General features: G+C 62.4%; 16 protein-coding genes and 1 tRNA gene. 7 read left to right on the top strand and 10 right to left on the bottom strand.

The features are described 5' to 3' along the window. Nucleotides 1–43 precede the first annotated feature (43 nt). Both argS and ACI3KW_RS12970 read right to left on the bottom strand, forming a co-directional pair. Nucleotides 44–1,789, bottom strand: coding sequence for an arginine--tRNA ligase (gene argS / locus ACI3KW_RS12975; protein WP_404848422.1), 1,746 nt, complete (start codon nt 1,787–1,789; stop codon nt 44–46). Between the two features lie 30 nt (nt 1,790–1,819). Further along, entirely contained in the window at nt 1,820–3,013 is a 1,194-nt protein-coding gene (locus ACI3KW_RS12970; protein ID WP_404848421.1) for a deoxyguanosinetriphosphate triphosphohydrolase, read from the bottom strand. Nucleotides 3,014–3,099: 86 nt separating this feature from the next. On the opposite strand from ACI3KW_RS12970, the gene ACI3KW_RS12965 reads away from it, so the two are divergent. The 6 genes from ACI3KW_RS12965 (at nt 3,100) to ACI3KW_RS12940 (ending at nt 8,220) form a co-directional block, all read left to right on the top strand. After that, nucleotides 3,100–3,450, top strand: coding sequence for a HesB/IscA family protein (locus tag ACI3KW_RS12965; RefSeq protein ID WP_404848420.1), 351 nt, complete (start codon nt 3,100–3,102; stop codon nt 3,448–3,450). A gap of 53 nt (nt 3,451–3,503) precedes the next feature. Beyond that, nucleotides 3,504–4,622 (top strand): serine hydrolase domain-containing protein, encoded by a 1,119-nt coding sequence (locus tag ACI3KW_RS12960; RefSeq protein WP_404848419.1) that lies wholly within the window; start codon nt 3,504–3,506, stop codon nt 4,620–4,622. A gap of 49 nt (nt 4,623–4,671) precedes the next feature. Continuing rightward, the gene (locus ACI3KW_RS12955) at nt 4,672–5,781 is read left to right on the top strand and encodes a serine hydrolase domain-containing protein (protein WP_404848418.1); all 1,110 of its coding nucleotides are present in this window, start codon (nt 4,672–4,674) and stop codon (nt 5,779–5,781) included. Nucleotides 5,782–5,807: 26 nt separating this feature from the next. Continuing rightward, the gene (xth, locus tag ACI3KW_RS12950; RefSeq protein ID WP_113120610.1) at nt 5,808–6,587 is read left to right on the top strand and encodes an exodeoxyribonuclease III; all 780 of its coding nucleotides are present in this window, start codon (nt 5,808–5,810) and stop codon (nt 6,585–6,587) included. 11 nt (nt 6,588–6,598) lie between these two features. Beyond that, nucleotides 6,599–6,808, top strand: coding sequence for a hypothetical protein (locus ACI3KW_RS12945; RefSeq protein ID WP_404848417.1), 210 nt, complete (start codon nt 6,599–6,601; stop codon nt 6,806–6,808). Between the two features lie 371 nt (nt 6,809–7,179). After that, on the top strand, nt 7,180–8,220 hold the full coding sequence (locus tag ACI3KW_RS12940) for a hypothetical protein (protein WP_404848416.1): 1,041 nt from the start codon (nt 7,180–7,182) through the stop codon (nt 8,218–8,220). A gap of 159 nt (nt 8,221–8,379) precedes the next feature. On the opposite strand, the gene ACI3KW_RS12935 is transcribed toward ACI3KW_RS12940, so the two are convergent. The 7 genes from ACI3KW_RS12935 to ACI3KW_RS12905 all read right to left on the bottom strand — a co-directional run bounded on the left by ACI3KW_RS12935 (nt 8,380) and on the right by ACI3KW_RS12905 (nt 17,128). Beyond that, nucleotides 8,380–9,189 carry a tetratricopeptide repeat protein gene (locus ACI3KW_RS12935; RefSeq protein WP_404848415.1) on the bottom strand — a complete coding sequence of 270 codons (810 nt, stop codon included), beginning with the start codon at nt 9,187–9,189 and terminating at the stop codon, nt 8,380–8,382. A 531-nt stretch (nt 9,190–9,720) separates the two neighbouring features. Beyond that, a complete protein-coding gene (locus ACI3KW_RS12930; RefSeq protein WP_113120613.1) occupies nt 9,721–10,728 on the bottom strand; it encodes a CorA family divalent cation transporter in 1,008 nt (335 codons plus the stop codon). A gap of 8 nt (nt 10,729–10,736) precedes the next feature. Continuing rightward, nucleotides 10,737–13,496 (bottom strand): valine--tRNA ligase, encoded by a 2,760-nt coding sequence (locus ACI3KW_RS12925; protein ID WP_404848414.1) that lies wholly within the window; start codon nt 13,494–13,496, stop codon nt 10,737–10,739. 199 nt (nt 13,497–13,695) lie between these two features. After that, complete coding sequence (locus ACI3KW_RS12920) at nt 13,696–14,460, bottom strand: PopZ family protein (protein WP_404848413.1); 765 nt, start codon at nt 14,458–14,460, stop codon at nt 13,696–13,698. Nucleotides 14,461–14,657: 197 nt separating this feature from the next. Then, nucleotides 14,658–16,010: a TolC family outer membrane protein gene (locus tag ACI3KW_RS12915; RefSeq protein WP_162740100.1), complete on the bottom strand. Its 1,353-nt coding sequence runs from the start codon at nt 16,008–16,010 to the stop codon at nt 14,658–14,660. 146 nt (nt 16,011–16,156) lie between these two features. After that, nucleotides 16,157–16,813, bottom strand: a complete 657-nt coding sequence (locus ACI3KW_RS12910; protein WP_404848412.1) for a protein-L-isoaspartate O-methyltransferase family protein — start codon at nt 16,811–16,813, stop codon at nt 16,157–16,159. A 132-nt stretch (nt 16,814–16,945) separates the two neighbouring features. Beyond that, a complete protein-coding gene (locus ACI3KW_RS12905; protein WP_262168248.1) occupies nt 16,946–17,128 on the bottom strand; it encodes a hypothetical protein in 183 nt (60 codons plus the stop codon). Nucleotides 17,129–17,329: 201 nt separating this feature from the next. Here ACI3KW_RS12905 and ACI3KW_RS12900 point away from each other — a divergent pair. Then, nucleotides 17,330–17,403, top strand: a tRNA-Cys gene (locus ACI3KW_RS12900). Between the two features lie 10 nt (nt 17,404–17,413). Here ACI3KW_RS12900 and ACI3KW_RS12895 read toward each other — a convergent pair. Then, entirely contained in the window at nt 17,414–17,707 is a 294-nt protein-coding gene (locus ACI3KW_RS12895; RefSeq protein ID WP_262168250.1) for a hypothetical protein, read from the bottom strand. Nucleotides 17,708–18,021 lie beyond the last annotated feature (314 nt).

Here is an 18,021-nt window from a genome sequence, read left to right as displayed (position 1 = left end):
ATATAGGCATTTTGCCGCGAGTCATCACAGTAATGCGCCCGAATTATGAAAGCTCAGTCGGGGCGGAAACGCCTAGAATTGCTAGGCCATTCACCAGAACCTGACGGACGGCGTCGACGAGCGCGAGTCGAGCCAATGTCAGCTTGGGATCGTCAGCGTTAACAAACCGCAAAGATACATCATCCTTGCCCTTTGCCCAGAAGCTATGGAAGGCGCCAGCCAGGTCATGGACATAGAAGGCGATCCGATGGGGTTCATGCGCCACGGCGGCCGCCGTGACAGTGCGCGGCCAGGCGGCCAGAACCCGCACGAGGTCGAGTTCTTCGGGGGTCTGGATCAGTTCGATTTCGGCCTTGGCCAGCGCTTCGGGCGACAGATCGAGGGCCGGCAGATCGCGATTGGCGGTCTTGAAGATCGAATAGGCCCGAGCGTGGGCATACTGGACATAGAAGACCGGATTATCGCGGGTCTGTTCCTTGACCAGAGCAAAGTCGAAATCCATCGCCGCGTCATTGCGCCGGAACAGCAGCATGAAACGGGTGGCGTCGGCACCCACTTCATCCACCACATCGGCCAGGGTCACCAAATCGCCAGAACGCTTGGACATTTTGAACGGCTCGCCGTTCTTCATCAGCCGGACCAGCTGGCAGATACGGACATCCATATCGGCGGCATTGAGCGAGACGGCTTTGGTGGCGGCCTGCAGGCGTTTGACATAGCCGGAATGGTCGGCGCCGAGCACATTGATCATGTGTTTGAAGCCGCGCAGGAACTTGTTGCGGTGATAAGCGATATCGGCGGCGAAATAGGTGTAGGACCCGTCCGACTTGATCAGGGGGCGATCGACATCGTCGCCATAATCGGTGGCGCGGAACAGGGTCTGCTCGCGATCTTCCCATTCGTCCGGGGTCTTGCCCTTGGGTGGCTCGAGCCGGCCTTCGTAGATCATGCCTTCCTGGCGCAGCCAATCGAGCGTGGTGTCGATGGCGCCACCCTGCCCGTGCAGGGTCCGCTCGGAGAAGAAGACATCGTGATGGATATTGAGCTTGGCCAGATCTGCCTTGATCAGCTCGAGCATGGCGGCAAGCACCCGGTCCTTGACCAAAGCCAGGGCTTCGGGCTCAGGCTTGTCGAGCAGGCTCGTGCCGAACTCTTCCTTGAGCGCCTGTCCGACCGGGATCAGGTAATCGCCGGGGTAGAAGCCGGGGGGGATCTCGATGGTTTCGCCCAGGGCCTCGCGATAGCGCAGGAAAGTGGAGCGGGCGAGCGTGTCGATCTGGCTGCCGGCGTCGTTGATGTAATATTCGCGGGCCACTTCGTAGCCGGAATAGGCCATGAGCGCGGCCAGCGTGTCGCCGAAAACGGCGCCGCGGGTGTGGCCGACATGCATGGGGCCGGTGGGATTGGCCGAGACATATTCGATATTGACCGCTTCCCCCTGCCCTAGCGTCGAGCGGCCGTAATCATCGCCCTGCTGGGCGATGGAGCGCAGCACCTGATGCCAGATGGGCGTGGCGAGGCGGAAATTGATGAAGCCGGGGCCGGCGACCTCGACGGCTGTGACGTCAGGGTCCTTGCCGAAATGCTCGGCCAGCGTGGTGGCGATTTCGCGCGGATTCTTGCCCAGGGGCTTGGCGACGACCATGGCCGCATTGGTGCTGAGATCGCCATGGGCGCTATCTCGCGGCGGCTCGACCACGATGCGGGCCAGAAGATCGGCACCAACTTCGGGGTAGAGAACCGAGAGGGCGTTGGAAACGCGCGCAGCGAAAAGGGCGAAAACGTCCATGACAAACCTGAAAGTAGCGGAAAGCCGGGGTTAGCGGAATTCCACCCGAGCGTCAAACAGCCGGGCATATTCGTCGAGGGCATAGGGGTCGGTCATGCCGGCGATGAAGTCGGCAACGATGCGGGCGAGAGCGGTGTCGGTGGTCGCATTGGCGACGGCGAGGCCCCAGCGGCCGGGCAGATCGCGGGATTGCATGTAGCGGGCGAAAAGGTCGGTGACGACCGCCTCGCTCTGGCGGACGGGGACCATCACCGATTCATGGCGATAGACGCGCTCGAAAAGGAATTGCTTGAGGCCGCGTTCGGCCTCGGTGGTGGCGGGGGAGAAGGTGAGCAGGGTCTTGCCGGCATTGCGGACGTCTTCGACGGTGGTGATACCAGCGGCGGCGATATTGGCGGCGGTGGTGGCGATGACGTCTTCGATGGAGCGGGTGATGAGGCGCCGCTGGACTTCGTGGGCCTGGCGATTGGGTGCGATATCGGGGTAGCGGGCGAGGACTTCGCGCACGACCGGGCCGGCGAGCGGCACGTCGGCAAGGTCATCGAGGACGATGAGGCCGGCGCGCAAGGCGTCGTCGATGTCGTGGGCATTGTAGGCGATGTCGTCAGCAATCGCAGCGGCCTGAGCTTCGAGCGAGGCGTGGGTGGAGAGGCGCAGGTCGGCAATGGCGGGGATGTCATCGAGTCCGGCGGGGAGGCCTTCATGGGCGTATTTGCCATAGGGAGCGCCGTCGGGGTGGATCAGCGGGCCATTGTGCTTGAGGATGCCTTCGAGGGTTTCCCAGGTGAGGTTGAGGCCATCATGCTCGGCATAGCGGTTTTCCAGCCGCGTGACGGTGCGGATGGCCTGGATATTGTGATCGAAGCCGCCGAAGGGGGCCATGGCGGCGTGCAGCGCGCGTTCGCCGGCATGGCCGAACGGGGTGTGGCCCAGATCGTGGCTGAGGGCGACGGCTTCGGCCAGGTCTTCGTCAAGCCGCAGGGCGCGAGCCATGGAGCGGGCCATCTGGCTGACTTCGAGCGTGTGGGTCAGCCGATTGCGGAAATGGCGGCCTTCGTGATGGAGGAACACCTGCGTCTTGTGCTGCAGGCGGCGGAAGGCGGTGGAATGGATGATACGGTCGCGGTCGCGCTGGAATTCGGAGCGGGTGGGACTGGGGCCGGTGCCATAGAGGCGGCCCAGGGACAGTTCGGGCTTGGATGCGTAGGGCGCGGTTTCGCTCATCGGTGATCACAAGCCCCTTTTCATTTTCGGCAAGAGTTACTATTTTAGCCTGACCGTTATGACATTACGAACGGCATGGATTGCAAATGACCGAAGCTATGCTTGCCCCCACCCAAGTCGTGCTGACTGATCGCGCCGCCAAGCGCGTGTCGCGCATTCTTGCCAAAGAACCGGAAGGCACGGTGTTGCGCATTTCGGTGGCGGGCGGTGGCTGCTCCGGATTTCAGTATGAATACAACCTCGTACAGGAAAAGGCGGCCAGCGACGATATCGTTCTGCAAAAGGGCGATGCAGTGGTGCTGATCGATTCGATGAGCCTGGAATTCATGGGCGGATCGGAAATCGACTTCGTGGATAGCCTGATCGGCCAGGCCTTCGAGATTCGCAACCCGAACGCTATTGCCTCCTGCGGCTGCGGCACGAGTTTCGCCGTTTAGCTTCCCCTGGCGATAATGCCCGGCTAACGTCCTCCAAAAGTGGAGGAATCGGCATGGATATCGAACAGCGTCTGGATCAAACGGTTGCACGGGCAATCGCGGAAAAGCGCGTTGTCGGTTCGGTGCTGATTGTCCGCAATGATGGCAAGGTTCTCTACGAAAAAGCACAAGGATTTGCCGACCGGGAAGCCGGGCGGGCGATGGCGCTCGACGCGATTTTCCGGCTGTCGTCGCTGACCAAGCCGGTAATTGCAGCGACGGTGCTGGCGCTGGTGGATGCGGGCAAGCTGGCGCTGGATGATCTGGTGACCAAGCATTTGCCCGCTTTCAAACCGGCTTTGGCTGATGGCAGCGTGCCCGAGATCACCATCCATCATCTGTTGACGCATACGTCTGGGCTGAATGGCGCGCAGATTTTGAGCGCGGACGAGCAGGCCGCCGGGGTCAATCGCTGGCATTTGGGGGGCGAGGAGATTGTGGCGCGGATTGGCGCCCTGCCCTTGCTGTTTGCGCCGGGCACGGCCTGGTCTTATGGGCCATCCATTGATGTGCTGGGCTTTATTGCCGGCAAGCTCGTGGGCGGCACGCTGGAGGATGCGACACGGCGCTATGTAACTGATCCGCTGGGCATGGGTGATACGCGGTATGGCGTGACGGACAAGGCGCGGCTGGCGGCGGCCTATGCGGATAGCCCGGGTGGCGCGGTGTTGATGAGCGATCCGCATAGTGTGCCGAACATGTTTGGCAGCGTGACGACGTTTGATCCCGGCCGGATATTTGATGCCAAGGCATTTCAATCGGGCGGTGGCGGCATGGCGGGCACGGGGCCGGATTTCATGGCGCTGCTGGAAGCGCTGCGAACGGGTGGCGGCCCGATCCTGAAGCCGGAAACGCTGCGGGAGGGATTTGCCGACCAGACGCCGCAACTGGCTTTTTCGCAGACGCCGGGGTGGAAATTCAGCTATTTCGGCGCCTGGCTGGATGATCCGAAACTGGCGCAATCGCCGGCGGCGCGAGGCACCAATCGCTGGGGCGGCATTTACGGGCACAATTGGTTTGTGGACCCGGAGAATGGGCTGTCGGTGGTGTCGATGTCCAATACCGGGCTTGAGGGTTGCGACGGGCCGTTCAAGGATGAGGTGCGCGACGCTGTGTATGCCGGGCTGAAATGATTGCCCGCCCGGCTCCAGCCCATTCGTTTTGACCCTTTTGAGAACAGCCATGTCTTATTCAGTCGGCCGCGTTATCGACGATGCCATTGCGCAGAAATCCATTGTCGGGGCCGAGATATTGGTCGCCAAGGCGGGCAAGGTGATCTATCGGCGCGCGGCGGGGCATTTCGACCGCGAGGCCGGCATTGCCATGCCGGAAAACGCGATCTATCGGCTGGCCTCGGTGACCAAGCCGATTGTCGCGACCACGGCTTTGGCCATGATGGACAAGGGGCTGCTCAAGCTGAGCGATCGGGTGGATAGCTATTTGCCCTATTTCCAGCCACGGCTGGATGATGGCGCGATTGCCGAGATCACGCTGCACCATTTGCTGACGCATACTGCAGGACTGGCCTATGGCTATCCCGACGATCCGGCGATCACGACGGGGCTGGGCAATACGGACCTTGATCACGAGGCCAACCTGACGCTTGTGGCCCGACAAAAGCTGCTGTTCAAGCCGGGCACGGCGTGGAGCTATTCGTTTGCCATCGACGTGCTGGGGGCCGTGTTGGCCAAGGTGCATGGCGGCATGCTGGAGGACGCGGTGCGCGCCTATGTCACCGGGCCTTTGGGCATGAGCGAAACAGGGTTCTTCGTGGCCGACCGCGCCCGCCTCGCCCCGGCCTATGCCGATGACACGCACGAGCCGGTGCCGATGGAAGACACCCATGTGGTGATCGGAGAAAATGGCGATGGGGTGCTGTTTTCGCCGATCCGCATTTTCAACGAGAAGGCATTCCAATCGGGCGGCGCGGGCATGGCGGGAACGCCCAGCGATTTGCTGAAGCTGTTTGAGGCGTTGCGGCTGGGCGGCCAGGGGATTTTGCGGCCGGAGACGGTAGCGCTGGCGACGCGCAACCAGATCGGGGACCTGCCGCGCGACGCCAAGGGGCAGCGGTTTGGTTATCTCAGCGCGATTGTGGATGATCCGGTGGCGGCGGAGACGCCGTCGGCCATCGGCACCTATAATTGGGGTGGGGTTTACGGCCATTCCTGGCTGGTGGACCCGGAAAATGAGCTGGTTATGCTGTCGGTCAGCAATACTGCACTGGAAGGCTGCACGGGCAAATTCCCGACCAATGTGCGCAATGCGGTCTATGCCGATTTCGTGCAATAACAGCACGCACACAGAAGGAGAGCGCCATGCGCATTGCGACCTGGAACATCAATGGCATCAAGGCGCGGCTAGAAATCCTGCTGACCTGGCTGGCGCAGGAAAAGCCGGACATTGTGTGCCTGCAGGAAATCAAGACGGTCGACGAAGGCTTTCCGCGGGCCGAGATCGAGGCGCTGGGCTATAATGTGGAAACGCATGGCCAGAAGAGCTGGAATGGCGTGGCCATCCTGTCGCTGATCAAGTTCGACGAGGTGACGCGCGGGCTGCCGGGCGACGATTCGGACGAGCAGGCGCGGCTGATCGAGGGCGTGTTCTCGGTGGAAACCGGGGCGATCCGGGTGTGCAATATCTACCTGCCCAACGGCAATCCGGTCGATTCCGAGAAATTCCCCTATAAGCTCGCCTGGATGGACCGGCTGACCAGCTTTGTCGAGGAGCGGCTCGCGCTGGAAGAGCCCTTCGTGCTGCTGGGCGACTTCAACCTCATTCCTGCGCCGATCGATGCGCATGATCCGCAGGCATGGTGGGGCGATGCACTGTACCGCCCGGAAAGCCTGGCGCGATTCCGTACGCTGACCAATCTGGGCCTGACCGACGCATTGCGGGCGACCACGGCCGAGCCGGCCTATACGTTCTGGGATTTCCAGGCGGGCGCATGGCGGCGCAATGCGGGCATTCGCATCGATCACCTGATGCTGTCCGCACAGGCGGCCGACCGGCTGGACGGGGTCACCATACACAAGGACGTGCGCGGCTGGGACAAGCCGAGCGATCACGTGCCGGTGGAAGGGCAGTTCAGCTTTTAGAGGAGGTGGCTATGGCGACGGCAACGATTGTCGGGCTCAATCACGATCTGCGCGGGAAAAAGTCCTACGTGCAGCTGGTGTGGGACGATGAGGCGGACAAGCGCCTGTCCCTGCCGGTGCCGTTTGGGTGCAGTTTTGCCGATTTGCCGGCGGAGACGGATAAGGCTGTGAAGGCGCTGTCGGCGGAGACTGCGGCGTTGGTGATCAAGTCGGCGGAGTGAAGGGGCCTTCGGCTGCGTTGGAGGTTCGCGCAGTCGAGGATCGTCCGCCGCTTGTGCCGTGTTGGGAGCGGCCCTCGGGCCGAGCCCGAGGGAGATGCGGTGGGGAGGAGAGGCTTCGGCATGGATTCCGGCCTGCGCCGGAATGACATTGTGGGTGGGGGCATTGTGCCGCGACCTCGTGGTTCGACGGGCTCACCATAAGGTGTACTTTAAGGCCGGTTTTTCAGTAGACCTCACCCTGAGCTTGTCGAAGGACATAGCAAGCGGCCGGCACGTTCCAGCGGAAATCATTATATCTAGCGGGCTAGACTAAGACACAATTCAGGGGCTTTCTTGAGGGCGTTACTCTTCGGGCCGTTCAAGGGCTATCCGTGGTTATTTACGCTTATCCGGCTCGCTCCAATACAAAGATAAATCCCTTCAACGCCATATTGTCTGATGCGTTGGAGGATCTTGGCTATACCGTGACTGATCCCAGCCACGCCCAAGGCGTGTTTGGCAGAGCCGACATAGTCCTCATAAACTGGCCGGAAGCGGCCACCCAGCAAAAGTGGGGGATCGCTATCAGGCGGTCCTTTTTTCAATTGCTGACCCTGATCATACAAAGACTGCGTGGCGCAAAGATTGTCTGGATTGCGCATAATTCAACGAGCCATGACAGCGTTCGGCCAAGGATTGAACGCGCCTATATGCGGCTTGTGGTGCGGCTTCTGGCTGGCGTGGTGTTTTTGACCAAGGGGTCCAGGGCGCCGAGCATCGAGCAGCATCCGGGCCTGGAGAAATTGCCCTATGTCATCATGCGGCACCCGCTTTATGGCGACCACTATCCCCCCTCCCCGAGCAAGGAGGTGGCGCGATTGGCGCTGGGGCTGCCGGCCGGGCGGAAGATCGTCGGCATGGTTGGCGATCTCAAATCATATAAGGGGATCGACGATTTCCTGGTCGCCTTCGGCGCTGCCGAGGGTGGTGAACTGGATGGCTTATTGGCGGGGAAAGCGCAGGAAGCGGGGCTTGTCGCCAGTATCAAGGCGTGTGCAGCGCGTGTGGCGGAACGGGGTCGGATGCTGGTTCACATCGACAGGCGCGCGAGCGACCAGGAATTAGTCACGGCCCTGGCGGCGCTGGATCTGCTGGTGCTGCCATATAAGGGCGGCGAGAATTCGGGCGTCGCAATCCTGGCGGCTGAACGCGGCACGCCGATCCTGGCAAGGCCTATCCCGGGGATATTAGAACTAGGTGATGTCCTGGGAGCGGCGGTCCAATCCTATGCGGGAGAGCTTGGCGGAGCGGAGCTGGTAGCGGCGGTTTCTCAAGCGACGGCGCCGACAGAGGTGGTCCTTGAGAAATTCAGGCAAGATCATTCGGCCGCGGCGGCTGCCAAGGCTCTACAGGGCCTGTTCGAGGTCATCTAATTCATACCCAACCAAGAGCGGCCATGTTCCGCTGTCGCTAAACAGAGGTTCCCGCTTTCGCGGGAATGACACTGTGGGTTGGTGGAGTGATATCGTGGAGCGGCGCCGTAGAGGTGGCAGCGGCATCGATGATGCCAGCCGCCTTGCTCGACCTCGACTTTAGAAGCCCGCGAATTGGGGGGCGATGCTGGTGGCGAGTTTGGTGGCTTCGCCTTGCTGTTCGGGCGTAGCGATGGAATTGGCTTGGTTGATCAGGTCGTTGATCCAGGCGGCATCGGCGGTGCCGGTGCAGCGCTGCTGGGCCAGGTTGAGCCACATCAGGCCTTCAATGGGCTGGGCTTCAATGCCTTCGACGCCGTTGAACAGCAGGCGGCCAAGCTGGGCCTGGGCGGGGCAATGGCCCTTGCGGGCAGCCAGTGAGAACCAGCGGGCGCTTTGCAGCGGATTGACGCCCAACTCATCGGCATTGAGGTAAAGCAGGCCGACGCGATATTGGGCATCGGCATCGCCGAAATAGGTGGCGGCGTGCAGCAGCAGAGCGTGCGAGCGCTCGGCATCGGCGGGTATGCCGGCGTCGGGCAAGCCTTCCTTGTAGTAATCACCGACTTTGACGAAGGACTGGGCCACAATGTCGGATTCGACGCCGCGCGGCGCCGCGTCGGCATGTTCGTTGGCAATCTGGGCGAAATAGCCAAAGGCCTTGGCAGGGTCCTTGGCGACGCCTTCGCCATTTTCATACATGGTACCGAGCTGCCACATGGCCATGGGCTGGCCAGCTTCGGCGGCATTTTCGAGGGCGGCGAGCAGGGCATCGCCGGACACGCCACCGCCTGCCCCATCGAGCATATTGGCCATATCCAGCGCGGCATCGGCCGCGGTCTGCGCGTGCGCGGGCGTGATCGACATCGCCAAGGCGAGCGTCAGTGCCGTCGCAACGGAGATCAGGGAGGTATCCCTAATAGTCCGCATCATACTCCTTTTGCCTGCAGTCAAGCAGGCGGGCGTCGCTTGTGCGGCCCGGAAATCCGGGCTCATGATGGGCGCGCCAGACCGGCCGGCGGCGTCCCTTGTTGGTTTCAGCCAGTTTCTGCCGCGCGAGGCGGCGTGGAAAGCAGGCGTTAATGTTTTGGTAAACCCAGTTTGTGACCGGATTCCAGCCGTGCCGATCACAACTCGGCGCTCGGCTTGCCGAAACTCGGCAGGAATTGTCGCTGCTGGGTCAATCACGTCCAAAGTCTCACCCTCCCCGGCTCAAACTGCTTGTGTTTCCTGACTGTTTTGCTGTCAGGACCACAAATAGACGGCTGCCGGTTCCGGCATGGGGGAGGAATGTAGAAGCGTGCGCTGACGCGCCATCGCCACAGACCATCCGCCCCCAGATGCCTATGCCGTCTCGTTTAGGGTGAGATTGTGGCGGGAAACATCGCGAAAGTGTTGACGAGGCTGCCGCGCTAAGTGAATCGCCGACGTTGTTGCTGAATCGTCACATTTTGTCGCAGGCTAGAGCCAGTGACGGCCGCGCATCCACCAGATGATGCCGAGGGCAAGGGCCACAAGCCCGAGGCAGACGAGCCAGAAGGCGCTGTCGTGATCGGCAAAGGGAATGCCGGAGACGTTCATGCCCAAGGCCCCGGTGATCAGCGTCAATGGCATGAAGACCACGGTGACGGCCGCGAGGACGAGCATGATGCGGTTCATCTGCTCGGCACGATCGTCGATCATCTGTTCGTGCACGAGGACGGCGCGTTCGGACAGGGCCTGTAGCTCATCGCCCATGCGGGCGGAGCGGGCCGAGGCTTCACGCAGGCGCAGGCGATCCTTGGCGGTGAAGAAGGACAGGTCTTCGATTTCGAGCGTGTTGAGCACGTCGCGTTGCGGCCAGACCAGGCGGCGGAAATTGATCAGCGTGCGGCGCAGGTGTTCGAGATTGTCCTGGGCCTTGGTGTGATTCTTGAGGATCAGGGCTTCCTCGATCTCGTCGAGGCCGTCGCCCAGCATTTCGATCAGCGGTTCGAGGCGGTCGGCAGCGCGGAGGCCGAGACGGGCGACCAGATCGGCGGGGGAGACCGGGGCGTGGTGGGACTGCTCCCAGCGGGGCAGCCCTAGGAAATCGAGAATATTGAGCTCGGTCGCGATGATGACGCGGCCCTTTTCGATCCACAGAGTGAGAAGCTGGCGGCCGACATCGTCGGGCGCGGCGCCGGGACGGGCGACGCGGAGCATAACCAGGGCCTTGTCTTCCATCACCGTGCAGCGGGCGCGGGTGGAGGGGGCGGTCAGCAGATCGGCATTGAAAGCGCCCAGCTCCTCGCGCAGCCAGACCTTGAACTCGGGCGATTTTGAATTGCCCACGATGAGCTTGAAGCCGCGCAGCGGCACGGCGGGCGCCGTCGCCGAGGGCTCGTGGCGGGTGACGCCACCCTTGCCATCGAACACCAGGAGCGCGCCAACGCCCACCATGCCGTTGAACACGGAGCGGGCGGGCGGTTGGCGCGGGATATCATCCATGGCGGTTTTTAGCTCAGGCGCTTGAGGGCTTCGGCGATACGATCGCGCCGATCGATGGCAGCTTCACGACGGCTCTTCTGCTCCTCGATCACTTCCTCGGGCGCCTTGGCGACGAATTGCTCATTGCCCAGCTTCTTGTCGATCTGGGCGACTTCGCCGTCGAGCTTGCCGATCTCCTTTTCGAGACGCGCCTTTTCGGTGGGGATGTCGATGAACTCGGCCAGCGGCAGTGCCCAGGTGGCTTCGCCGACGACGAATTGCGCGGAACCACCGGGCACGTTGGCTTGGGGCGAGATTTCCTCGAGGCGAGCCAGGCGGGTGATCAGCGAGGTGCCGGCGACGAGGCGGGCCAAGGTGGTTTCCCCTGCCCCGACCACCACCATGGGCAGCTTGGCGCCGGCGGGCACGTTCATTTCGCTGCGGATGGAGCGGACATTGGTGATCACGTCGATCAGCCAGGTCAGCTCGGCATCGGCCGCGGGGTCTTCGAGGCCGGACAGGTCAGGCCATTCGGTCAGAATCAGCATGCTTTCGCGGGCCGGGCCGAACTTGCCGGTTTCCGCCCACAGCTCTTCGGTGACGAAGGGCATGAAGGGGTGCAGGATGGTCAGGATCTGGTCAAGCGCCCAGGCGGCGGTGGCGCGGGTTTCGGCCTTGGCGGCTTCGTCGGTGCCGTTGAAGACGGGCTTGGCGAATTCGACGAACCAGTCGCAGAAGGTGCCCCAGACGAAGTCATAGGCGGCGTTGGCGGCTTCGTTGAACTTGTAGTCGACAATCCCCTGGGTGACGGCGGCAGCGCCGCGTGCGGTGGCGCCGACGATCCAGCGATTGAGCGGGAGCTTGTTGGCGCGTGGGTCGTAGCCCTCGACGCGACGGCACTCGTTCATCTCGAGGAAGCGGGCGGCATTCCAGATTTTGGTGACGAAGTTGCGGTAGCCCTCGACGCGGTTGATCGCCAGACGAATATCGCGGCCCTGCGCCGCCATGGCGGCCAGGGTGAAGCGGGTGGCGTCGGCGCCATATTGGTCGATGAGCTCGAGCGGGTCGATGACATTGCCCTTGGTCTTGCTCATTTTCTGGCCCTTTTCGTCGCGGACCAGGGCGTGCATGTAAACCGTGTGGAAGGGTTCTTCCTCGAGGAATTCGAGGCCCATCATCATCATGCGGGCGACCCAGAAGAAGATGATGTCAAAGCCGGTGACCAGGACGCTGGTCGGGTAATAGCGCTTGAGCTCGTGCGTTTCGTCGGGCCAGCCCAGGGTCGAGAAGGGCCAGAGGGCCGAGGAGAACCAGGTATCGAGCACGTCTTCGTCGCGCTCGATCGGAGTCGGCTTGCCATAATGGGCGTCGGCCAGGGCCTGCGCCTCAGCCTCGTCATAGGCGACGAATGCCTCATTGTCCGGGCCGTACCAGGCCGGGATCTGGTGACCCCACCAGAGCTGGCGCGAAATGCACCAGGGTTTGATGTTTTCGAGCCAGGCGAAATAGGTGTTTTCGTATTGCTGGGGCACGAATTTCATGCGGCCTTCGCGCACCGAAGCGAGCGCCGGCTGGGCCAGCACATCGGCCTTGACCCACCATTGGTCGGTCAGGAAGGGCTCGATGACGACGAGTTTGGACTTCTCGTCATGGGGCACCATAATCTTCTTGTCTTCGATATGGTCGAGGCCTCGCGTGGGGTCTTCCTCGGCCAGGGCGGTCAAATCGGCAATGATGGCCTTGCGCGCAACGAAGCGATCCATGCCGCGATAGGCGGCGGGGATGGCTTCGGCGGAAACGATCTCACCCCGCGTGGTGAAGACGTTGATCTGTTCGAGATTGTTGCGAACGCCGACCTCGAAGTCGTTGAAATCATGGGCCGGGGTGACCTTGACGGCGCCGGTGCCCAGGGCGGGGTCGGCATATTCATCGGCCACGATGGGAATGCGGCGGCCGACCAGCGGCAGGGTGACGAACTTGCCGACCAGCGAGGCATAGCGCGGGTCGTCAGGGTGCACGGCAACGCCGCTATCGCCCAGCATGGTTTCGGGGCGCGTGGTGGCGACGATGATGTAGTCGCGGGTTTCCCACTCGGTGGGCTTGCCCTCTTCGTCGTGGGCAATCGGGAACTGATAGGTTACGCCATCGGCCAGCGGATAGCGCAGGTGCCACATATGGCCCTTGATCTCGATGTTTTCGACCTCGAGATCGGAAATGGCGGTTTCCAGACCCGGATGCCAGTTCACCAGGCGCTTGGCGCGATAGATCAGGCCGCGCTTGTGCAGTTCGACAAACACTTTGGTGACGGCGCGGACCATCTGGTCGTCGGCTGCGCCATTTTCACCCATGGTGAAGCGTTCGCGGGAGAAATCAGCCGAGGCGCCGAGGCGCTTGAGCTGGTTCATGATGGCGCCGCCGCTTTCGCCCTTCCATTCCCAGATGCGCTCGACGAACTTTTCGCGGCCCATCACCCGACGGTGCGGCTGCTGGCGTTCCATCAGCTGGCGCTCGACGATCATCTGGGTGGCAATGCCGGCGTGGTCCATGCCGGGCTGCCACAGCACGTCCTTCTTCAACATACGGTTGAAGCGGATGAGGATGTCCTGAATGGTGTTGTTGAGCGCGTGGCCGATATGGAGCGATCCCGTCACATTGGGCGGCGGGATGACAATGGTATAGGTTTCGGCGCCGGGCTTGGCCCCTGCCCCGGCCGCAAAAGCATTGGCCTTGAGCCAGTCGGCAGAAATGCGCGCCTCGACGGCGCCGGGCTCATAGGTCTTTTCAAGCATCAGGTCACTCGCAACAGCAACGACCCGCCAACGGATACCGGGCGGGCCGAATAAAAGGTTTGGCAGACTTCAAGCAAAAGCGCGGTGCGGGGTCAACTGAAAGCGCAACCGAAGAAGCGGAGGATACCCCCTCCTAGCCTCCCCCTGATAGGGGGAGGGACCGTTTTGTGGTCTCTGCGCTATCGTAGCTCGCAGGCGCTCAGTCGCCGCGGGAGATGCGGGCGATTTCTTTTTCTACCATGCGTTCGACGACGGAGGGCAGGTTTTCGTCCAGCCATTCCTTGAGCATGGGGCGCAGCATGTCGCGCATCAGGGATTCGATGGTGGCGCCGGGATTGCCAATGCCCAGGCCGGTGAGCCGGGTGATGGAGTTGCGGACGGCAGCCTTGGTAGCGGGCTCTAGCAATTCCTCGGCCATTTCCGCAGTGAGGGTCGGATCGGGCAGCGGCGCGGCCTGGGCCAACGGCGGGCGCGGGCGGAACGGCTCTGGCTCAGGTTCAGGCGCGGCACGGACCGGCTCCGGCGCGGCCTGTATTGGCTCGGGCGTGAAGGGGACACGGGCGGAGGGCGGCGGATTGAAGGATGGCAGCTCGGGCACGGGTTCCTCGGCGGCAAAGGTCACGTCGTCCGGCTCGACCAGCGGCGCTGCAGCAGCGGCCACGGGCGGGGCAACATGGTTTTCCGTATCGGCCAGGATGTCGTCGAAGCTCAGGCCTTCGCCCTCTTCGTCATCCACGATCTGGGTGGTCGAGAGCGCCAGCGGCTCGATATCGTCGAGCATGTCGCTGAGATCGCGATCGAGAGGGCCGGGAGCGGCGACGGCCGGGGCCGCCTGCATCGGCGGGGGAGCGGCCTGGATGGCAGGCCGGCGCGGCACCCCAGCGGCATCGTCATCGGCGATGATCTGCCGGATGGACGACAGGATTTCGTCCATGGAAGGTTCTTTTGCTGCCGGCTTGTTCATAAGGGCCTCTTACTCATGCGCGCTGGAACCGGAACAGGGGCCATCCGCCATCGCGGCCCCACCTGATTCGTTGCCATCAGCTTAACGCTGCCGCACACAATAAGGAATCGCGCACCCGCCACGATTTGCGATCTTCCACTAAAAGTTGTGGCCGGGCAGAGCCCAGCCACAAAATACGGATCGCGGTGGCGCAGATGTTACTCGGCGACGGTGCGCAGTTCCTGCCAGACGTCCTCGACGGCGTTGTTGTACTGCACCGCGGTCTTGACCTCGACGGGGAGGCCCAAATTGCTGGCGGTGAGGCGGCCCATGGAGGAGAGCAGCGAGAAGGTGGCGATGACCTTGTTGGTCTGGGCGTTAATCAGCGATTCACGGGCGGTGGTCAGTTCGGCCTGCGAATTGAGCACGTCCAGCGTGGTGCTGGTGCCCAGGTCGCGTTCCTGAATAGTGCCTTCGAGCACTTCGCGGCCGGCGGAAACGGCGGCCGTCGCGGCGGAGATCTGCGCATCGGCACTCTGGATGCCGGCCCAGGCGGCGATGACCGCCTCGCGGATCTGGTCATAGGCCGACATGGCGTCGACCTCGGACTTGATCTGGTCGAGATTGGCCTGGCGCACACCGGCACCGATGGCACCACCGGCATAGATCGGCACGGTGATGGAAAAGCCCAGCTTGCCGCTGATGCCCTGCAAGGCATTGGTGCCGGAGAGCGCCGTGCCGATCTGGCCGGAAACGGTGGCGGTGGGGCCGAAGGCGGCAGAGGCGGCATCGCTGCCGGCCTGCGCGGCGCGAATGGCAGCCTTGGCCAGCATGATCGCCGGGTGGCCGGTTTCGGCTTCCGAAAGGGCGCCCTGCAGGCTGTTGGGAATCAGGCGGCTGTAATTATGGGAAGCGTCGAGATTCTGCGGCGGGGCGCCGACATAGCGGGCAAAGGTCGCCTGGCTGATTTCAAGGCTGGCCTGGGAAGCGCGATAGGTCGCGTCGCCTTGCGCCAGACGGGCTTCGGCCTGGGCGACATCGATGCGGGTGCCCTCGCCCACATCCAGCCGATCCTTGGCCGACTGCAACTGCGCCTGGTAGAAATTGACGTTTTCCTGGCGCAGGGCGACGAGCTGGCGATTGCTCAGCACATCCATATAGGCCTGCACGACGGCCAGCAGCACATTCTGCTCGGTGTTGCGGATCTGGTATTCGGCAGCTTCAGCACCGGCGCGGGCAGCTTCGATCTGCGCTTCGGTCTTGAAGTTGTCGAAAATGGTCTGGTTGTAGGAGAGGCCGGCCGTGCTCAGCGTGCTGTCGGTGAAGTCGCCGCCGGCGATCGACCAATCATAGGTGCTGCCGACCGAAGCGCCGATAACCGGCAGCTTGCCGGCGCGGGCCAGCGCCACGTTTTCCGCCGAAGACTTGGCAGCCAGATGGGCCGAGGCCAGATCGGGCGCATAATTATAGGCCGCAGTCAGTGCCTGGGTAATCGATTGCGCCTGGGCGCCGCCAACACTCCACGCCGCCAAAGTCAGGGCCAGCACACTTGCGACCAAATTTTTCCGCATAACCATCGCCCCGGTCTCCAGACACTCAACACTATTGCGCCGCAGATGTGGGTACACAACCTTCTGCGGCAAGCCCTACCAAAATTTAAGGCACGATTAATGTTGTGACGTGATCGGGGAGCAACACCCCGCGCCACAATCGGCCTTCAGAACACAAATTCAACCGGGCGCGGCCCGGCATAAAGCGGTGGCAGCGTGGCGTTGAATTCCGCCCGCGCCGCAACTTTACCGCCAGTTTTCACGAATATATGGGCGATGGCAACGCTGCCTTCACGCATGAGAGCAATGAGGCGGCCGCCTTCATCGAGCAGATCGAACAGGGCCTCGGGCACCGCATCGACGGCGCCTTCGAGCATGATGACATCATAGCGCTGGCCGGACACAGCGGCCGCCATGCCGGGGATCACACTGGCATTGAGCAGGCCCAGATTGGCCAGATTTTGCGTCGCGGCGGCGGCCAGGGCGGCATCTTCCTCGATGCCGGTCACAGCCTCGCAGAGCCCGGCGATCACGGCGGTGGAATAGCCGGTCCCTGCCCCCAGATCGAGAACCCGATCGGCCGGCACAATCTCGGCCAGTTGCAGCAGCTTGGCGAAGGTGGCGGGCGCCGGCATGAAGCGCGCCGAACCGGCTGCGCCCAGGGGCTGCACATCATCTATATAGGCAAGGGAGCGGCGGGCTTCGGACAGGAACAGCTCGCGCGGCAAACGCCCCATCTCCGCCAGAATCCGGCGGTCGGTGACGTGGCTGGTGCGCAATTGATTGTCCACCATGAAGCGGCGCGCGCGCTCGTAGTCCACCATTCAACAAGGCCCTGCCGGATCAAACCATATGCCGGACGTGAATATCCCTCGCCCCAAATGATGGCAAGTACACTTATTATACCGCGACAATATGAACAGGGGATTGCAAAGGCGCGATGGCTGCCTATGGGCCTATTGCGTCTGGTTGTCGGCAGCGACCGGGGTTTGGTTGGCGCCGGGGGACACTCCGCCGACGCGGGACGAACCCATGGCCGACATGGAGATGAAAAACAGCGCGCCGGCAACCCAAAGCACCGCTACGCCCAGGAAAAACGGCTCGAGAAACGCGCCGTCACTATAATGCCGTTCGGCCATGATAGCCTCCCTTCATGCTTCTATATGGAGAGCAACCCGCAGCCCGCCCTGGCGGTTGCAAATGGCGCTGGCGGCGGAGCGTGGCGGGAGCGGATTTCAGAAAATTCCGAAGAGGACACGGGTGACTGTTCGGAAAATAACGCTTCGGAAACCTGAGGTATTGCATAACCCCTTGGCGCGCCGTAGATAGCAGCGCCTAGAGGCCACGTGGCGGAGTGGTGACGCAGCGGATTGCAAATCCGCGTACCCCGGTTCAATTCCGGGCGTGGCCTCCAATAGCAGTTTTCACTTGCCGCTGATGCGGTAGGCACCACCGGAAGCGTGGAACAGGCCGATAGCCAGCAGGCCAATCGATAGGCCGACCGCGCTGGCGACCGGGTTTGCAACCAGGGTTGCGCATTGGAAGAGTGCCAGTCCTCCTGCCAGGTTGAACAGAATCCATCCGCCAACAAGATTGGGGACTGCGCCCTCGCCGGCGAGTGATGGATAATTTTTCCTGCTGATACCGCTGACGAAATGGGGAATACCGTTGCCGAACAACACCCCAATGAGCACGGCAATGCCGAATGCCAACCACATGACGCTCTCTCCCATCAGGCCAGATTGACCTGCGCGTTCTACTTGGCGTGGGGTGAGTTGATTTTCAAGCTGGGATGGCCTGTAGGAAGCGGCCTCAAAGGCCGACCGAGAGAGCGGTCTTGTTGCGGCGGGGACCGCTCTCTCGTGGGCGTTCCCGGTTCATCCGGGCTCCCGCAAGTTGTGTAGCCTGGCGTGCCTGAACGCCAGCAAAACCATTCGTTCACCTTAACAGCAGCAATTTTACTGAACGGTCCGCCCTGCACTTTGTGCTTCACGCGCGCGGGCAGCTTGCATAGGTTTGCCCGGCCTTGTCT

It is taken from the genome of Devosia sp. ZW T5_3 (assembly GCF_044987315.1).
Classification (GTDB): Bacteria; Pseudomonadota; Alphaproteobacteria; order Rhizobiales; family Devosiaceae; genus Devosia.
This window is presented reverse-complemented; position numbering and strand designations above follow the sequence as displayed.

Bases quoted from the DNA above. Each gene is read 5' to 3' on its own strand.
- argS (WP_404848422.1), bottom strand. From the start codon at position 1,789: ATGGACGTTTTCGCCCTTTTCGCTGCGCGCGTTTCCAACGCCCTCTCG.
- ACI3KW_RS12970 (WP_404848421.1), bottom strand. From the start codon at position 3,013: ATGAGCGAAACCGCGCCCTACGCATCCAAGCCCGAACTGTCCCTGGGC.
- ACI3KW_RS12965 (WP_404848420.1), top strand. From the start codon at position 3,100: ATGACCGAAGCTATGCTTGCCCCCACCCAAGTCGTGCTGACTGATCGC.
- ACI3KW_RS12960 (WP_404848419.1), top strand. From the start codon at position 3,504: ATGGATATCGAACAGCGTCTGGATCAAACGGTTGCACGGGCAATCGCG.
- ACI3KW_RS12955 (WP_404848418.1), top strand. From the start codon at position 4,672: ATGTCTTATTCAGTCGGCCGCGTTATCGACGATGCCATTGCGCAGAAA.
- xth (WP_113120610.1), top strand. From the start codon at position 5,808: ATGCGCATTGCGACCTGGAACATCAATGGCATCAAGGCGCGGCTAGAA.
- ACI3KW_RS12945 (WP_404848417.1), top strand. From the start codon at position 6,599: ATGGCGACGGCAACGATTGTCGGGCTCAATCACGATCTGCGCGGGAAA.
- ACI3KW_RS12935 (WP_404848415.1), bottom strand. From the start codon at position 9,189: ATGCGGACTATTAGGGATACCTCCCTGATCTCCGTTGCGACGGCACTG.
- ACI3KW_RS12930 (WP_113120613.1), bottom strand. From the start codon at position 10,728: ATGGATGATATCCCGCGCCAACCGCCCGCCCGCTCCGTGTTCAACGGC.
- ACI3KW_RS12925 (WP_404848414.1), bottom strand. From the start codon at position 13,496: ATGCTTGAAAAGACCTATGAGCCCGGCGCCGTCGAGGCGCGCATTTCT.
- ACI3KW_RS12920 (WP_404848413.1), bottom strand. From the start codon at position 14,460: ATGAACAAGCCGGCAGCAAAAGAACCTTCCATGGACGAAATCCTGTCG.
- ACI3KW_RS12915 (WP_162740100.1), bottom strand. From the start codon at position 16,010: ATGCGGAAAAATTTGGTCGCAAGTGTGCTGGCCCTGACTTTGGCGGCG.
- ACI3KW_RS12910 (WP_404848412.1), bottom strand. From the start codon at position 16,813: ATGGTGGACTACGAGCGCGCGCGCCGCTTCATGGTGGACAATCAATTG.
- ACI3KW_RS12905 (WP_262168248.1), bottom strand. From the start codon at position 17,128: ATGGCCGAACGGCATTATAGTGACGGCGCGTTTCTCGAGCCGTTTTTC.
- ACI3KW_RS12895 (WP_262168250.1), bottom strand. From the start codon at position 17,707: ATGTGGTTGGCATTCGGCATTGCCGTGCTCATTGGGGTGTTGTTCGGC.